This is a genomic window from Paenibacillus sp. FSL W7-1279, from assembly GCF_037969845.1.
Lineage (GTDB): Bacteria > Bacillota > Bacilli > Paenibacillales > Paenibacillaceae > Paenibacillus_AQ.
The window spans coordinates 5,221,387-5,239,716 of sequence record NZ_CP150215.1; the positions used below are offsets into that span (position 1 = coordinate 5,221,387).

The following is an 18,330-nucleotide window of genomic DNA, read 5'->3' on the forward strand; positions in this document are numbered from 1 at the left end:
AAGCGGTTCACTGCCACCCTGGACAATCCCATTCTAATGAATGCCATGTTAATCTAATGTTAAGGCCTCCGGAAAAATCATATAGAATGTAGTGCCCCTAGCGCCTCTATTCTCTACCCAGCACAATCCGTCGCAGAGCTCGCACACATGGCGTACCAGACTCAGCCCGATGCCGTAGCCGTCTTTCTTGAGTTTGCCGACCCGATACTGGTAATCGAACAGCTTATCCTGCTCCGCTTCGTCAATGCCTTCTCCTCCATCGGAGACCGCTATAATCACGCTGCCCTTCCTGTTGCTTACAGACACATGGATTTCACTGTTCCCGCCATACTTCACCGCATTGGACACCAGATTGGTGACAGCCCGGCTTATCCAGAGCTCCCGCCCGATTATGGTGTTGTTGGCATCGTCATCAAAATCAAAATGGATGTTCGGGTGCAGCCTCCGATATTCGTCACATACATTAGCGCACAGAAGTGCTGTATCGACTAATTCCATGGTCGTATTTTCTTTGGAGGCACTCAATGTCAAAATATCGTCTAGACTATCCGTCACCTTATCCACCTCTTCCGTCAGCTCCCCATGGTCTGAAAGCTGCAATTTGGCTCGGAGCAAGGAAAGAATATTCTTCTGCTCATGCGTCACGTAAGCGCTAAGCCGGACGTAATCCAGGGTGTACGCTTCGAATTTACTCTTAATCTCCTGATATGCTTTAACAATGGCAGGATGCTGCTCCATGATGATATGTTCCTCGTCCATGCTGCTTAGTTGCTTGGCTAATAGGAGGGCCTGTTTCTCATGCTGGACCTTCAGAATTTTGGACAATACCCAGGTCCCTGTTACGAGTATGCCTACAAGACATAGAATCAAGATAGGAATATGCTGAAGCAGCGCTCCCACATAATAATCCTCCAGGTTTCTCTTGTTGATGATGGACGGCTTCAGATCGAGGAAGGACATGCCGCCAAAATCCCCGTTTTGTATGAGCATTGTCACTTTGTTCATGTTCATCATAAATAAATATGTGGGCAGATTGGACTCGGGGACCGTAATGGAGCTAATGAATAAAATGAATGCAAGAATCAGGCAAGCCGTCACCGTAAGGGAATAATACAGAAGAACTCGGCTGACTTTCATCGAGGTTATCCGCATAACTGATACCCGTTCCCTTTTATAGTGACCAGCAGCCCCTGTCCACCTTGCAGCGTTAATTTCTTGCGCAAATTCGCAATATGCACCCTTAGCACTGACGAGAACGGGTCAAAAAACTCATCGTACACATGCTCCGCAATATCCTCGCTGGATACGATATCCGGGCTTCGGCTAGCCAAATACTCCAATATATCAAATTCCTTGGCGGACAATGAGATCTCCATTCCATCTATGTAAGCCTTCCGTGTACGGGGACAGATTCGAATGCGGCCGATATCAATCTCATTCTTCGTTCGCCCATAATAGCGGCGGATGACGGCTTGAATCCGGGCTTCAAGCTCGACAAAATCAAAAGGCTTGATGATATAATCATCGGCCCCCGTGTTTAATCCCAGTGCCCTCTGAACGACTTCATCCCGTGCCGTAACTATAACGATTGGCGTGTCGATATGCTGTTCACGTAGAAAGGAAAGGATCTCCATCCCGTCTTTGTCAGGCAAATTCAAATCAAGCAAAATAGCATCATACCGGTTGGCAAACCCTTTATCTTCACCTTCAAGCCCTTGGTTGGCAACATCAACATGAAACCCGCTTTTTTCAAGCCCGGCTTTCATGACATAGGATAATTCCCGATCATCTTCGATTATTAACAGACGCATCTCTTCTACCACCTCCCCACCATTATACGGTTGCCAATGTTAAATCTACGTTAAGAGGACCTTAAGATAAACTTACTGCTGTCATAAAAAAAGACCCTGGAGCATCGGCGCTCCAGGGTCTATGAGATGGCTTGGTATTATTCGAAAATAATAGGAATAAGTACCGTAATCAACAGGGTCAGAACCAAAAATGAAACAGAGTATTTTTTCTAACGTGATTAAATTGCAATTTCCTCTCCCCGATACTGATTTAACCACGCCCCCCTCATCGCTTCATCCGTTTCAATCGAGGAACTGATCGGAAGCGGCGTTTGTTCGACCAGTTTACCATCCTCATATGTACATCGATGATCATAGCAATTCGAATCATGTAGGATGAGTTCGAGCGAACCCGGTATATTAGCTGCAATTCCAGCATTTGCATCGTCGGTTATCCAGCTCACTGGTTTCCAATCCAATATTCCTTCAGCTGTCGCGATCGGTGTAGGATAACTGTAATCCTCAGGCACCTCTGCTAGGTATAAATACATACCACCCGTAATCGAGCCGTTGATGGACCAGGTCACTACGCCTTTAAAGGTTAGACTGTAATCTTGTATATGTGTCTCTTCCTCCAGCTCACGTACCATCGAGTCTCGCGGGTTTTCGTTCGCCTCCAGCTTGCCCCCCACGCCATTCCAGCACCCCATCCAGGGCGGGGAGTTACGATTCAACAATAAAACCTCATTACCGCGCCGAACAAAACAAATATTGTATTTGATCATCTGATAATGGTCCCTCCTCTGGATCGTTGCCCTTGTCTTAAGCTTCTAATTTTCTCTTCAATCGGCTTCTGTCCATCCTCATCCCAGACAATAGAGATTTCAAAAGTCCCTTCTTCAAAGAATAGGGGAAATCTTCGTTTAAACCAGGGCTGCATTGGTAGATCCATTGCTTCATCAATCGGTACCCACACGAGCTCACCTTCCGGCGGATCCGCTAACAGCTTGCCTTCAAAAGAGTCCGCCAAATAATTAAACACCATGTAACGATAGTTTGTCTGAGGAACCACATACTCATCTAATCCTTTGTACACCAGATTTTTTACGATCAGTCCTGTCTCCTCAAAAACCTCACGCACAGCACCTTCTGAAATGCTCTCAGGAAACTCCACTTTCCCCCCAGGACCAAGATATCCGGGAAAACCCAGCTTGTCTGGGCGATTGATTAATAACACTTTATCATCTTTTTGGATCAGGCACATAGTATACATGCCATAGGTTATTTGGGGCCTAGACATTCTATCTCTCCTCCGTCCTGGCACATGTCAGCTTGCTTAAATATAACGAACTCACTTATGTAGGTAGATATCTACTGCTCCCTCGAATACAAGATTGCTCCACCAGACCCCAGAATGACGAAATGTCGACCAGACGGCGAAAACCCGCACTTTATTCTTCCATCCAGCCGGTTCAAATCGATCACCGCGGCTTGTTTAAGATATTCATAGTTAGGGACAAATATCTGATCCAATATAACGGAAGCCCTTGGCCACCAAGGGTGAATGACTTCAAGCATCCAACCATCGTGCGTGATGTGAATCCCATCGCCAGACTCAAACCCAAAAATAGAAATGTCCTGTCCGCTCTTAGGAATATGAAAACTCAAGTAATTCTCGCTAATATGATCTTCGGTTACATCAGAATCCCGCTCTCTGTGAATCAAGGTTCCTGACTTAGCTTGTGTAATACTGTATCCATTGCTGCTGATCAGAACAAGGTTCTCATCGGCATCCCACCCGCACGCAATACACCCCGCAGCTGGAATGATAACCTCATGAATCCAAGGATGTGGTGGTTTCGTAGGTTCTTTGGCTTGTGCCTGGTGCAGCAAATCGATCTCAAACTTCGTTCTGATTTCTTTATTTGAATGTCTAAAAGGGTTCATATCATACTCCCACATTAATTGTATTAAGGCGAATACGCTCCCAAATTCCTTGTCTGCTCGTTAAGGAAGACTAACCTCGCTCCACTAATAAACAATTTCACGGTTTAGGATGATGGTTCATCTCTTGCATTCTTGTGTTAAGTTCATCCAGTGAACGCTGCATGCGTTCCATTCTTCTCAGAGCAGAATACTGATTGCTGATGATCCCGGCCAAGCCAACTATCATAACGATAATAATCAAACCGATCATATTTAGAATGCATCCTTTCGTTCTTAGATTGATCTCCAATAATATTAGTTATCAGGCAGCATTGAATCGCGAACCCACTCATCAAAACCACTAAACATCAAAGTCTTCGGCCATTCCGCCGACTCCTCATGTTTCCAGGTTAAATGCACCTGCGCATAGATCCTGCAATACATCTCAACATTTACGAAGACGGACTACTACCTAACTCCTTGCGATGAAGAATAGGATTCATAACATTATGATCGATGTGCAATGTTCCATCAGCTTGTTCTGCCTCATAATTAAATACCAAATACCCTCCAATAATTTCATTGCCTGACTCCAGTATAAATCTTACAATCTGATTGTACGTCGCTGTTTTCTCTTGCAGGAAGTACCCTGTTTCTGTAACTTCTTGATCCAAAAATCGGGTCAAATCCACATGACCCCATTCTTTAATATCTTCAACATGCGACTTAAAGGATTGTAACGTATGGGCAGCGTATTTTGTTTCGGACGCAAATCTATCAATGCTCCATCCGTAATTCTCCAAGTAGTTAACATGCTGTTCTTTATGGATTTCTATGACGATCTCATCATTCTCTTTATTACAACCAACAAGGATAGCTAACATAAGAATGAAAAATAATTTTAATTTCAATTCCCCAGTCCTCTCCTACACCAGGATTATAAGTAACCGAATGAGAACCCTTTATCATGCTTGGGCCGGACAAACACCCATTTTTCATCCTTTTCTTAATTCCTCCTAAATAAAACGACTACGAGTATCCCATATGTGTGGGTCCAATTTTACCGCTGGCGTAAAGGTTGTCGTCAATGCGTACCGCCCACCGGTTTCCGCAGATTGATAGGCGCCGAACAGAATCTCATGCACATGCAGCTGCTGTTGCGCAGACTGGACGGGCTGTTCACCTGTGCGAAGGCAGCGAACAAAATGGGCAATAACAGTCTCATCACGTTGTTCCGTAATTCGACGAAACGGCACATAACAGTTGTCATTTCCCCGCCAATGGACTGGCTCCGCATCTGTAATGGCATCTCCCAATGTGTGAATAACCAAAGGAAATCCACCGTCATTCAGAGCTACTGTGCCTTTTCGTCCGTAGATTAACGTATTGTTCTGCTTGAAGGACATCCCCCATAACGAGCGAACAACGGCATGTTGCCCACCTGCAAATTGAAGGATGAGAGTCGCATTATCATCCACATCGCTATTCACTTTCTTACCACCGCCAACGATGCGATTAGGAATCAGCGTGTTGACTTCGGCCATCACACTTGTAGCGGGACCTAACAAACCGATAATACGGCTAACAGGATAAACCAGACAATCCAGTACCGCACCCCCATGCGCTACAGATTTATCATAATACCAGTTATTGCGCCATGGGCCGGGAAGGGAGAGTTGTGCTTCCGCGCCTGTGATTTTTCCAATGTATCGCTCGTCAATGAAATCGGCAGCAGCTAGAAAGACGGGATTCAAATCGAAAGGCAGGCTCATGAAAATGAGCCCCTTCTCCTCCGCCAGAGTAACCATACGTTTACAATCTTCGAATGTGGTCGCCATCGGTTTCTCGTTCAGAACAGGCAATCCCCGCTCCAACGCAGCCAACACGGGCTCAGCATGCATGGAATGAGGAGTCGTAACCACTACACCATCCAAATCTTCTCGGTCCAGCATGAGTCGATAATCGTCATACCATCCGGGAATTCCATATGCCGATGCCTTCTTCTCCGCATTCTCCAAATGTCTGGAGTATGTTGCTACAATCTGCACGCCTTCAAGGATTGCCGCCTGTTCAAAATAACGATTGCTGACATGACCGCTGCCGATCATGCCAAGCTTAATCTTTTTCATGGACATCACCTGCATCTATGATTTGGACGATCGGGAGCAGCAAGTGCAACTTCGCTAGTTTCTGTCATTGAGATATGACCGGTTTGTAGTTTCATTCACTATCAGCTCTACCTTTTATAACCCCAAACACTCGTATAATGTTTCATTAAACATGGTCTGATCTTCACTATAATTCTCCGTATATTTGTTCAACATCCGAACCCCTACCGCATTGAACTCAGGGATAACTGCGCAATGACAGCCGGCGGCTCCGGAAGCATAAAACCATTTTTCTTGATAATACCATCCAAAAACCCGGTGTTGATCTTGAGTTTCAGCTCTTAATTGGTTAATTAAGCGAAATACTTCACTGGATAGGAGTTGTCGGTTATGAACGGTTCCCTGATGTAGATGGAGATATCCCCACATCGCCAAGTCCTTAGCGCTGGCATACAAATTCCGGTCGCAGCCTTCATCGGATTCTATTCGAATGGATGCATACCCATCCGCAGCTTGAAAATCACATACCAATCGAGCTTCCGGCACAGACACCCACTCCGAATGGTTCAAATCCAGTGGTTTAAATACCCGGTCTCTTATTATTTGAGCGATTGTCTTGCCTGTGATCGCTTTTATTAGTTTTCCTGCGACTTCTTCGCGTTCGATTCGCTGGGGACCAAAGTACTTCGCATTGGTTTTGGTAGCTAATTCTCGGATCGTCACGCCCTTTAAATCGCTAATTGCCATATCCTTAACGATATCAGATACAACCGTATCGATGGAGATGTTCCCTTCTGTAACCGCTATGGCTGTTGCCATGCCAACGTATGACTTTCTGATTGAATATAGATTAAACATCGAATCCCTGGTTACCGGCAATGCACCACGCTTAAAATGATGCTGACCAGAATACCATTCCGTTACGACTTGACCATCTTGAATGATGAACAAAGCGGAGGCAGAAGCACCATACTTCTCCTGAGAAGTTTGTGTATATGATATTAGTTTCTCGAAAGGATTGCTCATTAAAGTCCCCTTCTAACATCATAACCCGGCCTTTAGAACGTAGGTCGGGTCATATGTTGTCTGTTATTCTGTTATATTATTTCGTTGCATAGATCGATAACCATTGAGGAAGCGCTGCAAGCGGGTTCAATTGCCAGTTACGGAAATCTTCCAGATCTTGATCAGACAAACGGCTAGCCTCGCCTTTGGATTCATCCACCCAGAACCTACCGTCTACTGCGAACGTTTCTTCCATATGTTTAACGGTAAAACCGGATGACATCATGGCGTTCAACATATCTTGAATACGCCACTTATACGTTGGTATTTCTCCAAAAGGCCCCGTGGAGTCATATGGATTCACAACTTGGATCTTATCTGTAGAGCTGGTTCCGAATGGGCGCATAAATGGATGAATATCATACATGATGTAAGCCCCATTAGGTTTAAGAACTCGATGGATCTGGGTATACATCGAATTCAAATCATGAATCCATACATGGACCCCATTCGATGTGTAGACAAAATCATAGTCATTGCTCTTGATGCTGCTCAGCTTCATGGTATCGTCACAGATGAACTCAATATCCCATCCATACCTCTGTGCTATAACTGAACTGTTCTCGAGCTGCCGTTCCGAAATGTCACATGAAGTGACGTGAGCCCCCATGAGATGAAAAGCAAACACGGCATGATTATCTCCGCTTGAAGGAACACATATCCGTTTGCCCCGAAGGTCTGGGAATGCCTTCATGATCATCGAGAATGTAGCAGGGTGAAACACGGAAGCAGGTAGTTTTATGATGTTGGAAATGACCTCTTCGGTTCGATATCCTACGTACCACGAGTCTGACCATTCGTCCCAGGATCTTTTAACGATATCCGTTTGTCCCTCCATCTTGCCCCCCCCCCTGCCTGCCAAACGCAAGCGTATTCATAATTAAACATTTATATCGGCTATTATGCTACAACCTACGCCTGACAGGATATGGATAATTTATATGTAATTGAACTCTACCACACATTATAAATACGCTTAGACTATGCTGCTCCTTACCTCAATAATCCCTCAAACCAAGGGCGTTATCTGGAACCTTTTGACCACAACCTCTTCTTTGAAATGAATGTCATGTAAATTCCTCGCTTGAAACTCCTCTAATATGCTTAAAAAGATTCGCCCGATCAAAATACTGTCACCTAGCGCATCATGTCGCTTTAGGTCCCGATCATTTACCTTATAGTACTTTATCAAATAATCAGTTGATATGATGCAGTCGATCTCTGGATGCAAGTAAGAGAATAGGGCTTTGGTATCCAAGCAGCGTATGTTCATCATGGGAAGGCCAAATCTGTTGCATTCGGCCCGCAATAAAGGCAAATCAAATTCATAGCCTGCATGTGTCACCAACACGCAATCCTTGATAAATTCGATAAAACGGCTGTAAACCTCGTTGAATCTCGGGGCACGCTCTACATTTGTATTAGATATGCCGGTAAAACGCTCAACGGCTTCAGGAATGGGCTTTAGGGGCTGAACATACGAGTTGAAGGTTTGGGATTTCTGAACGATACCGTTCTCAATGATAACGGCACCCACCTGCGTAATATGTTCCGTTTCATGGTGGATGCCCGTTGATTCCAAATCAAATACACAGTACCTTTGTTTCAAAATTTCGTTGACTGCCAAGCCTGAAACGGCATATTCTACATCGGATAAAAAGCGAATTTCCACCCCTTATCCCCTCCAATTTATTGTGAAGTAATCTGATATGCCGCACAAAGCCATACAGACTCCTGTTACCCTATCCCTCTATTTCTCCATAAAGACTCAACGCTTTCTTCATCTTCTCTGTGTACTCCATGGATTGTCTCGAATTGAATAGCGTAACATCCCGATTACCACTGGAGCTGAGCAGATCATTGTCACTTAAAACCTGAATGAGTCTGTTCACGGTTCCTTTACTGCCATCTATCATGCGAATGTGATCCGGCAGCAGATCCGATAAGATGCTTTTGTAAAATGGATAGTGGGTACAGCCCAAGACAATAGTTCCGTACTCATTCATATCGAAGGATTCGAATTGCTTGGTAAAGTAATCCTTCATGACCTTTCGATCGAAATTCAAAGCCTCACAGTGCTCTACCAGCTCCGGAAGGGGCAGGGAGTCCACGATATGCATGCTGTCGACTCGTCGAACCAGATCCCTGTACTTCGATTCCTTTATGGTCAGCGGTGTGGCAAGCACCAGGATTCGCTTCCCGCTGGAACGATTAATTTCGACGGCCGGCTTTACGGCCGGTTCCATCCCGATAACCGGGATCGGATAAGCCTTCCTCAGATCGGAAATCGCCATGCTTGTAGCCGTGTTGCATGCAACGACGATGGCTTTGACTTCTTCCTTCATGATCGTTTCCATCGCATGATGGATGTAAGATTTCACGTCTTCCTTGGCTTTGGTACCATAAGGCACATGGAGAGTGTCCGCATAAAACAAAAAATCTTCCTGCGGCAGCTCCTTCATTGCCTCCGATAACACGGTTAAACCGCCTAAACCTGAATCAAAAAAAGCTATTCTCATGTTTTTCACCTATCGTTGTATGTTTTTCTGTCAGCATCATTACGTAAATGTCCTTATACATTATACTCCACTCCAACAATCCTCGCAGGGCCATCTGTATGAATGGAATCGTAAATGGGATCTAGTTCAAAATACAGAACGACCCAGCCTTATTGTAATCTCAGAGGCCGGGTCGCGTGCGTCGTTCTATGCAATTCCGAGAAAAATACGCAATTTCCTTCGCGAAGATTAAGTAATCCGCGTATTACTCAAAACATTTCAACAGTGCCAAAGCCTCTTCATGATCGGGTTCCAGAACGAGCGCCTCACGCGTGTATTCCAGAGCCTCTTCGTCGAGACCAAGCTCATAGCAGCAGATCGCCAAGCAATATATAACCGTTGGCACCGGCTCGTCTTCGTCCGTTTCCACGGATTCCTTCAGGAAGAACCTTGCATCCTCGTACATATCCATCTCGAACAGCACCAGCCCCGCGTCCAATGCCAGATCATAACGCTGCTCCATCACATAGTACGACGACCACATTTTATAGATGCCTGTTCGAATATCCAGCATTTCTTCGTCATTGGCATCCGGCAGCAGATTCGAGATGCGCTTCGCGCTCTGAATGAAGAACTCGGCGTCATACCCACCCAATCGCCAAAAAGACAATATTTGCTGCATGCCCATGCTTTCAATATTCCGGTCGATCCATTCCTTCATACTGAAAAATTCATCAGGCCCGAAGCGTTCGATAAATTGGCGGTAAGCGATCCGAGTATTCGCATAACTCATCGGTGCTTCCAGCATGAGGATACAGCCGACGTTAATATTTTTATAATGCTGCGTGGGGAAAATCGCATGTGCGCCCCTTTGCTCAAACACATGCTGAAGCGCATGATAATTAGCCGTTAATGAGAAGCTGCCATGGTAAATTAATTGCGGCGGTTCGGCGAACTTCCAATTATCGATATGATGATCTCCTTTATCCGCCGTGAGAAGCATGAAACCCGACGTTGATAACTGATTCAGACGCTCCATGCAGGTCAGTCCTACCTCCGGAAACAGGATATGCGAATCCTCCAGCTCTTGCTGGTAGTAGGCAATGACATCACGGTACGGATAGTTGTCCTCCTCGTATCTGGGCGCACGGCGGTGCTCATAGGCCAGTTTCATTCGTTCCAGTGCTTCAGCCGGCTTGAGCTTGTCGTGCTGCTCCGGAAACTCGATGACAACATCGCTCTCGTAAATCTTTCCTTCCCCCACATAGATCAGTTCTTGCGGAATACCGTCAAAGAAATAGTTCGCGACAACCAGCAGCGGCTGCTTCAAATCTCCAGGACGTATCGTTGTCTTCGATACCACCAGGTTCACTTCCGTGTCATGCACGGCATCGAACCTCGCGAAGTCCAGGAGCCCCTGTTCAATATAGGATTGCATGGCGGGGTGGTGACGCCATGCCGTAACATTTTTAATCGGCAAATCGGTCATAACATAGCGGAAAGGGGGCAGCGCTATACCCGCAAAATCTCTCAGCTCGCACAGCTTGTGCAGCACGTGATAACCGAGGCGCCCGGCTCCGGCTCCCAGTTCCAGAATCGTCACCGTTTCGGTTAGCTCGCCTTGATCGGCACGGTCCCGAAGGAATCCGAATATAATTTCGGCGTAAGCCGTAGCAATCATGGGATTGCTTGTAATATACTGCGGAACCTGATCATTATTCCAGGCTTTCATCCCCAGTTCTTCGTAATAATTCCGCTGTAGTTCCCAGATGGGTGCCTCACTGTAACGGAAGCGTTGTTGAATATTGTCCGTCATTCTAGATAACCCTGCTCTCTATGTATCATTAAAGTACAATCTGATGATGTGCATGCTTATGCACCGATCGACCAAGAACGTCTATTGAATCGTACCATATTTCTTAATTCTACCCAAACCTTCTCATGATAAAATCCCGTGTATGCGCCTGGGCAAGATGGCGAATTCGCCATTCTTAGGCGTATAGGCACCTTTCCTTCCACACCCTAATATAGTGTAGGAGAACAGAAGGGCGGGATGTGCATGGGTACGAGCATGGAACGAGAACAATGGGCCATTTTCTTGGCAGCGATCTGCGGACAGACCTATACACAATTCAGCAACACGGACGGCTCATTTGTCCTTCCGCTAAATTATTCGCTCTATGACACCATTGAGGCCAACTCCTTAATCAGCGTGTCCGAGCGCTTTGGGTTTATTCTGGAATCACCGGATGAAATCATTATCGCCTTTCGGGGCACCAGTTCAACAACAAACTGGATCTCTGATGCCATCGCCTCCCAAAAAAACTTCAAATATATTAAGGACTCTTCTCTCACACACCGCGGTTTCACGAACATCTACGCCTCTGCTCGGGGCCAGGTCATGTCGGCACTTAACCGACTTCCTGCACACAAAACACTGTTCATTACCGGCCACAGCCTTGGAGGAGCGCTCGCAACCTTATGTGCAGTCGATGCGGCCGCCAACACGGACCACCCATCCCCTTATGTTTTTACCTACGGGTCCCCTCGTGTGGGAGATCTCGATTTTACCAAGGCCTTCGCCAAGTATGTTCGAAACAGCTGCCGCATCGCCAACCTGTTCGACGTCGTAACGCATGCCCCGCCTCACATCTACAAGATGCCTAAACGGGAGAAGAAGTACTATTACAGCCATGTCCATACCCAATGGCCGTTGACCTTCCAGAATGGATCGGTGAGCGGCAATCATGTAATCGGAAGTTATTATGCGGAGCTTGCCAAGCTTCAGCCGGAATTTGCCGAACGCTTAAGTACAACGAATCCCGAATTCTGTCCAGTTGGTGAATCCCCCTTAGAGAAGGTATAAGCTTATTTTTCGGATCATAAAAGAAAGCGGATTTCCCTGAGAAGGGAATCCGCTCTTTTATTTCTGATCTAACCAAAAATTGATTACACATGAGTACCCGTTAACATCGGGAACAAAATCTCCATTTCAGCTTCATTCGGTCTTCTGCCATAATCCGCGATTTCGAAAGGCTCTGCATATTGTAAGCTGGCTGCAAGGTCTTGGCCATATTGCTTCGCAAGCGAAGGCAGCATTTCGTCCGAGACGCTAATAAACCGATCCCAATGCTTTAGAATAAATTCCCGCTTCTCTTCCCAGGTATCCGGTACGGCATCCAAGAAACCGCCCTGCCAAGGCGCAAACTCATAGAATTGGGAAGCATGGGCATCGCAGGCCAGCAATTTCTTCTCGATCACGCCCCCAGCATCGATAACAATATCCGGTTGGTACGTCGCCCGTGCCGCATAATCCGGCATCAGCAGGAATATCGGGGATTTCTTCAATGACGGCACTTCAGGGACGGCATTCGGTACGTTCGCAACAAAATCTGCCGCATCCCGCACGACCTTCCCGACATTGCGGTTATCCACATGACCGGGACCGTCCGGATGGAACGTAATGACGATTTCCGCCTCCCAGCCGCGAATTTGACGGATCACTTCCTTGCGTACTTCGAGCGTTGGCATCAATTCGCCATCGGGAATGGGCAGAACGACGTATTCCAGCACCCCAAGACGCTTTGCAGCCTCATGAGCTTCCTGAATCCGACGTTCGACCAGCTGCTGCCCGCTCATTTCATGATGACCGCAGCATCCATCGGTTAGCGTTACGAACTTCACCCGATGACCCATCTCTGCGTAAGATGCCGAGATCGCACCTGCATAGATTTCGGGTTCATCCGGGTGCGCTGCAATGACAATCACATTGAGAATTTTAGACATCTGTTGCTTTCTCCTTGTAGGCTCTTGGATATACGATCGATATACCGTTTACTTCATCCGTTTCATCAATGGATGATCTTCCTTCAACTCCAGCAAATCCCACAGATTGCCGTATAAATCCTTAAATACCGCCACCATGCCGTAATCCGCTTCTTTGGGCTCTCTTACAAACTCAATCCCCCGCGATACCATTTCACGATAATCTCTCCAGAAATCATCCGTATTCAAGAACAGGAACACTCTGCCTCCCGACTGGTTGCCTATAAATGGCTCTTGCTCCGGCTTGGACGCCTTGGCAAGCAATATCGTCGTGCCGACCGAGCCGGGAGGTGCTACGACCACCCAACGTTTATCTTGTTCAGGCTGGTATGTATCTTCAATCAAGGTGAAATTCAGCTTCTCGGTATAAAATGCGATGGCCTCATCATAGTCCTTCACGACTAATGCAATATGGACAATGGATTGTATCATGTCTTCTCCCCCACCCCATGTGATATTTCAATTCAGTTTCTTATAAATCTTCTTGTATGATTGGTACGCCCAGGAACCTTGTATACCATTCTACTGCTTTTCCATATCGTTGACATGAAAAAAACATAAAACGAAAAGACACCAAGTGTAAATTAACTGGTTCCATTAGGTTTCAGCTGTTCAGCGGAGTTGGCGGACTGAATGATTTTTCTTATTCATACGATATGTTCTACTCTACCTTCCATTGTGGTTACGCACAAGCGTTCCTATTCATTATCGTTCTTAAATATTTCGCGCTAGATGATCCCTTCTAATTCCGTCAGCTTCTTTATGATGTAATCGGGCTGTATATGATCTGGCCTTATTTTGTTCAAGCGATTGATCCAAACGGCTCGGATTCCCAATGCTTGAGCCCCCTCAACATCACTTGTTAATGAATCCCCGACATGCAGGACCTCCGCATTCTTTAACTCATACCTTCTAAGTGCTTCTGCAAATATTTCCGATCTAGGCTTATATGACCTAACATCTTCGCTAGTGATCACGCCAGTGACCTTTAAATCATGAAAACTTATCGCTGCCATCACATCCGATGTATCAATATTAGAAATAATATATATGGGCAATTCACACGACTTCAGAAAAGAGAGCGCATCTTCATAAATACCTGGCTTTTGCCAATGCTCAAATTGCTCCTGAATGATCTCCTCTGCAATGCAATCCGATTTGAAGTAGTCTATCGTCGCGCGTAAAGATGTTCTTCCCAGATTTCTTTGATTATCGAAGCTTTTCCCATAGCTTTCATGAAACATGTTTGAAAAGGACTTCCACCAGTATTGTCCTATTTCCTGAATGGTACAGTCCTCAGAGGAAGTCGCCTTGATTTTTTGGCATATTAACGGAATGATCTCATCATCTTCATGAACCACAGTCCCATAAAAGTCGAGGAAAATCGCTTTGGTTATCACTGTTATTCCTCCCTCACGTTCTAATTCCATCACTTCATATGACTGTACTAACACCTCACTGAATCTAATTAATCCCTGCACAGGCTTTCCCCGCCACGTATGGATAAACACCCGAGGGCACTAGTTCTACTAGCGCCCTATCGGAGCTTTCCTCGCCTCGAATGTAATCATCTGATCCGCTTTAACAGGTTTATTCAACCATGTATAGTCAGCCGACTTCGTGATTTCTTCATATCCCTGCTTCTCTAGCATGAGTTCAAATTCGTGGTATCCATACCAGCTAAGAGGAAACCGCTGCAGCTCGGTCTGAACCAGAACGCCTTCCTTCCACTTTTCATACTTCAGAATCGAGACGATGCGCTGGTCAAGCAGATTGCATTCCGTACGTCTATCCTCCAGAACGATGACTGCGTTATCGGAGGTTTCCCAGCTCCTAGTCGAGGTGTGATTCGCGTCAAAATTAGTAGGAATAAACAAATCCACAATTAATCTGCCGCCCGGTCTCAAATGAGAATAAAAATGACGCAGTGCCGAGACAGCCTGCTCCCGACCCTCTATTAATTGGAAAGATCCGGCGGGAATGATAATGGCCTCATACGAATCCGTCAACGAAAAGTTATGCATTTCATCCTCATACAGTTTAGTTGTTAGGCCTAATTTCTCGACTCGTCTTCTACAAGAATCCAGCATAGCCGTTGAATTATCCATGCCTTCCATATCGATCCCCGCTTGAAGCAGCGGAATTAACACCCTGCCTGATCCACAGCCGACTTCCAGCACCTTTCCTTGTACGTCCTTCAGACGTTCTAAATAATACTCCACGTCACCAAACGAGAAACCTAATGGTTTACTCAAATCATACACTTCCGTACACAGCTCTCCGTACAAACTATACATAGAATAAAACTCCCCATTCTATATGTATTTTTCCCGTTATTGCCTTCTACGCAATTAGACTTCTCTTTTCTCATCCGGTCGATAGAGGATTCTTTGATAATCCCAATCTTTAGTATCCATATCGCCTACATCATATAAGAGAGTCGCAGGAAGAACTATACCCATTATATTTATAAATATTCTCTACTTAAAACGATTCCCAAGGCATATATTCTATTTTACATCCTAATTTCTATTTGGTAAAAAACAGAAAAAAGACTTCCCGGCTCATGAGATATCATGACAGCAGGAAGTCACCTATGTGTGGTGCATTTAAGCTACGCTCTTAAAAAGGCAATGTAATCCGTTATTAACCCTTTGTGTCCCAAATGCCGAAGCATTGTCGTGATATTGCCTCTATGATAGGTTCCATGATTTACGACCTGCTGGAGAATCTCCGAAATCGAATTCTGAAATGCCTCACCCGCTGTGTTGTGGTAAGTCACAACCTTCCCCATATCGCCAACCGACGCTAAATATTCATGGTGCTCGGTTTGGAGCCGGCTCATGTATTGATAAGCTGCTTCCAAATTCGCGAACGGTCTCGCGGCAAGCGACGGGGGGCTTTCCTCCTTGATCCGGGCAAACCAAACTTCCTCCGCAGCTGCAAGGTGACCGAAAACTTCGGCGATGGATTTGAAGCCCAGATTCACTTCCTGGAGAAACACGCCTTCCGGCAAGGATTGCAGATGGTTCCATAGTCTTTCGTTCGCCCAAATGTGATAATCGTACAATTGAAGATACGCTTCGTTCATTCTGCTCTCTCCTCTCTTGATCGCTTTATCGGAAAGTCTGAGTTTACGATGCTGGCCATAGCACCTATCCCCTAGCACCTCGATAGAAAATTATACCATATATAACGAAAAAGCAGGCACGGAGATCAAACGAACATAACGCATATTCGAGATTACTCTTTAACGCTGCCAAGCACGATGCCTTTGACGAAAAAACGCTGGAGAAAGGGATACAGCAGCAGAATCGGCAGTGAGCCGATAAATATTTGAGCGGCTTTAAACGTTCGATTGGATACTTCGGAAAGGGCCGCGGCATCGTCTGCATTGATCGACGTCAGGTTGGTCTGTACGATAACGGTCTGAAGATAACTCGACAACGGGTATTTTTCCGGAGAATTCATCAGTAACAGTCCGTCAAACCATTCGTTCCATTGGCCGACGATCGTAAACAGCGTAACGGTAGCCATGGCCGGCAGCGACAACGGCGCGTATATTTTCCACAGGCTGGTGATGTAGCTCCCGCCGTCAATGAAGCAGGATTCCTCCAGTTCCTTGGGCAGGCCGCGAAAAAAATTGAGCAGCAAAATCACGTTGAACACTGCTACAGCACCCGGGACGACCAATGCCCATATCGTGTCGATCAGACCTGTATCCCTGATTGTCATATACCTCGGTATCAACCCTCCGGAGAACAGGGTGGTGAACACGAAGAACCAGGCATATTGCGTGCGAAATTTAAAATCCCGTGGTTCCTTCGACAAGGGATAAGCGATGAGCAGGGTTAGCAGCATACTGATCCCGGTCCCGAGAACGACACGCTGCACGGTGACCCACATCGCTACCATAAATTGCGGTTTGTTCAGCACGTACTGATAGGAGCTAAGCGTAAAATCAACGGGCCACAGCTTCACGATCCCCGCCGTCGCCGCGCCTTTGGAGCTGAGGGAAACCGCCAGAATATGAACGATGGGAAGAAAGCAGAGCAGCCCCAGACCGATCAGAAAAGCGTAGTTGAAGCCAAGAAAAAATTTGCGGCTGAGTGACGGTTTATGCATACGGGACACCTTCCTTCCTAAAATATTCTGTAATTGGCGAACTTGGATGCCAGGGCGTAGGACGTCACGATAAAGACGAACGAGATCAAGGATTTGAACAAGCCGATCGCCGTGGCCACCCCATACTGGGCACCCTGCATGCCGATCCGGTAAATAAACGTATCCAGAATGTCCCCGCTCTCATAGACCTGCGGGCTGTACAAGTTGAACACCTGGTCAAAACCGGCATTCAGCACATTCCCAAGCGAGAGGGTCGCCAGCAAAATGATGATCGGCATCATGCCGGGAAGCGTGATGTGCCAGGTCTGTTTCCAGCGGTTGGCGCCATCCACCGTAGCCGCCTCATACAGGGAAGGATTGATGGAGGTTAACGCAGCCAAATAGACGATGGTGCTAAAGCCGAATTCCTTCCAGATGTCCGTTATGACGAGGGTATAAGGAAACCATTGGTTGCTGCCAAGGAAAAAAATCGGCTCGACGCCGAACCAGCCCAAAATCTGGTTCACGATCCCGTTCGTCGGCGACAAGATGTCGATAAAGATTCCCCCAAGGATGACCCACGATAAAAAATGTGGCAAATATACAAGCGTCTGCACGCCGCGTTTGATCAGCTCGTTCCTCAGCTCATTCAGCAGCAGGGCTACCAGGATCGGCACGACCAATCCTCCGATGATTTTCATGAAGGCGATAAACACCGTATTCCAAATGATTTGGCCGGTTTCCGGCAGATCGAACACATAGCGGAAATTGTCCAGCCCGATCCAATCGGAGCCGAAAAGGCCTTTGAACGGAACGAATTTCTGAAAGGCCATGGCGATGCCGATCATCGGCCAATAGCTGTAAATCAGCACGATGACGATGCCGGGCAAGATCATCAGATGAAGCGGCCACTGCCGTCGAAATTTTTTGCTTAACATGGCGATCCTCCTGTCTGTCAATGTGTATCCCATTCGCCTTCAGCAGGTGGTGAATGAGAACAGGGGCGGGTGTCAG

The 18,330-nt window shown here is 46.4% G+C and carries 21 protein-coding genes; 1 reads left to right on the forward strand and 20 read right to left on the reverse strand.

The window, feature by feature from the left end:
- Positions 1-48: 48 nt before the first annotated feature.
- The 13 genes from MKY82_RS23585 to MKY82_RS23645 form a co-directional block, all read right to left on the reverse strand.
- On the reverse strand, positions 49-1,137 hold the full coding sequence (locus MKY82_RS23585; protein ID WP_339294494.1) for a HAMP domain-containing sensor histidine kinase: 1,089 nt from the start codon (positions 1,135-1,137) through the stop codon (positions 49-51).
- 5 nt (positions 1,138-1,142) lie between these two features.
- The gene (locus MKY82_RS23590) at positions 1,143-1,811 is read right to left on the reverse strand and encodes a response regulator transcription factor (RefSeq protein WP_220684428.1); all 669 of its coding nucleotides are present in this window, start codon (positions 1,809-1,811) and stop codon (positions 1,143-1,145) included.
- Between the two features lie 218 nt (positions 1,812-2,029).
- Positions 2,030-2,575, reverse strand: coding sequence for an 8-oxo-dGTP diphosphatase (locus tag MKY82_RS23595; protein ID WP_220684427.1), 546 nt, complete (start codon positions 2,573-2,575; stop codon positions 2,030-2,032).
- Positions 2,572-3,090 (reverse strand): 8-oxo-dGTP diphosphatase, encoded by a 519-nt coding sequence (locus MKY82_RS23600; protein ID WP_220684426.1) that lies wholly within the window; start codon positions 3,088-3,090, stop codon positions 2,572-2,574. The genes MKY82_RS23595 and MKY82_RS23600 overlap by 4 nt, the downstream gene beginning before the upstream one ends.
- Positions 3,091-3,161: 71 nt before the next feature.
- Positions 3,162-3,737 (reverse strand): hypothetical protein, encoded by a 576-nt coding sequence (locus MKY82_RS23605; protein ID WP_220684425.1) that lies wholly within the window; start codon positions 3,735-3,737, stop codon positions 3,162-3,164.
- A 97-nt stretch (positions 3,738-3,834) separates the two neighbouring features.
- Positions 3,835-3,987: a hypothetical protein gene (locus tag MKY82_RS23610; RefSeq protein ID WP_194543774.1), complete on the reverse strand. Its 153-nt coding sequence runs from the start codon at positions 3,985-3,987 to the stop codon at positions 3,835-3,837.
- Between the two features lie 181 nt (positions 3,988-4,168).
- Complete coding sequence (locus tag MKY82_RS23615) at positions 4,169-4,627, reverse strand: DUF4830 domain-containing protein (protein WP_339218662.1); 459 nt, start codon at positions 4,625-4,627, stop codon at positions 4,169-4,171.
- A 105-nt stretch (positions 4,628-4,732) separates the two neighbouring features.
- Positions 4,733-5,845 (reverse strand): Gfo/Idh/MocA family oxidoreductase, encoded by a 1,113-nt coding sequence (locus MKY82_RS23620; protein WP_339294495.1) that lies wholly within the window; start codon positions 5,843-5,845, stop codon positions 4,733-4,735.
- A gap of 114 nt (positions 5,846-5,959) precedes the next feature.
- Entirely contained in the window at positions 5,960-6,850 is an 891-nt protein-coding gene (locus tag MKY82_RS23625) for a serine hydrolase domain-containing protein (protein WP_339294496.1), read from the reverse strand.
- Between the two features lie 76 nt (positions 6,851-6,926).
- Entirely contained in the window at positions 6,927-7,727 is an 801-nt protein-coding gene (locus MKY82_RS23630) for a class I SAM-dependent methyltransferase (protein WP_339294497.1), read from the reverse strand.
- 171 nt (positions 7,728-7,898) lie between these two features.
- A complete protein-coding gene (locus MKY82_RS23635) occupies positions 7,899-8,561 on the reverse strand; it encodes a 3'-5' exonuclease (RefSeq protein WP_339294498.1) in 663 nt (220 codons plus the stop codon).
- 70 nt (positions 8,562-8,631) lie between these two features.
- Positions 8,632-9,408 carry a glutamate racemase gene (murI, locus tag MKY82_RS23640; RefSeq protein WP_339294499.1) on the reverse strand — a complete coding sequence of 259 codons (777 nt, stop codon included), beginning with the start codon at positions 9,406-9,408 and terminating at the stop codon, positions 8,632-8,634.
- Positions 9,409-9,652: 244 nt separating this feature from the next.
- Complete coding sequence (locus MKY82_RS23645; RefSeq protein WP_220684419.1) at positions 9,653-11,203, reverse strand: tetratricopeptide repeat protein; 1,551 nt, start codon at positions 11,201-11,203, stop codon at positions 9,653-9,655.
- Between the two features lie 243 nt (positions 11,204-11,446).
- Here MKY82_RS23645 and MKY82_RS23650 point away from each other — a divergent pair, with 243 nt between their 5' ends.
- A complete protein-coding gene (locus MKY82_RS23650) occupies positions 11,447-12,253 on the forward strand; it encodes a lipase family protein (protein WP_194543780.1) in 807 nt (268 codons plus the stop codon).
- Between the two features lie 83 nt (positions 12,254-12,336).
- Here MKY82_RS23650 and MKY82_RS23655 read toward each other — a convergent pair whose 3' ends face one another.
- The 7 genes from MKY82_RS23655 to MKY82_RS23685 form a co-directional block, all read right to left on the reverse strand.
- Positions 12,337-13,173 (reverse strand): PIG-L deacetylase family protein, encoded by an 837-nt coding sequence (locus MKY82_RS23655; protein WP_339294500.1) that lies wholly within the window; start codon positions 13,171-13,173, stop codon positions 12,337-12,339.
- A 48-nt stretch (positions 13,174-13,221) separates the two neighbouring features.
- Entirely contained in the window at positions 13,222-13,644 is a 423-nt protein-coding gene (locus MKY82_RS23660) for a VOC family protein (RefSeq protein WP_339294501.1), read from the reverse strand.
- Between the two features lie 296 nt (positions 13,645-13,940).
- Positions 13,941-14,612: an HAD family hydrolase gene (locus tag MKY82_RS23665; protein WP_339294502.1), complete on the reverse strand. Its 672-nt coding sequence runs from the start codon at positions 14,610-14,612 to the stop codon at positions 13,941-13,943.
- A gap of 129 nt (positions 14,613-14,741) precedes the next feature.
- Entirely contained in the window at positions 14,742-15,509 is a 768-nt protein-coding gene (locus MKY82_RS23670) for a class I SAM-dependent methyltransferase (protein WP_339294503.1), read from the reverse strand.
- Positions 15,510-15,826: 317 nt separating this feature from the next.
- Positions 15,827-16,303, reverse strand: a complete 477-nt coding sequence (locus tag MKY82_RS23675; protein ID WP_339294504.1) for a DinB family protein — start codon at positions 16,301-16,303, stop codon at positions 15,827-15,829.
- A 152-nt stretch (positions 16,304-16,455) separates the two neighbouring features.
- On the reverse strand, positions 16,456-17,337 hold the full coding sequence (locus MKY82_RS23680) for a carbohydrate ABC transporter permease (protein WP_194543786.1): 882 nt from the start codon (positions 17,335-17,337) through the stop codon (positions 16,456-16,458).
- 17 nt (positions 17,338-17,354) lie between these two features.
- Entirely contained in the window at positions 17,355-18,254 is a 900-nt protein-coding gene (locus MKY82_RS23685) for an ABC transporter permease subunit (RefSeq protein WP_194543787.1), read from the reverse strand.
- Positions 18,255-18,330: the final 76 nt, after the last annotated feature.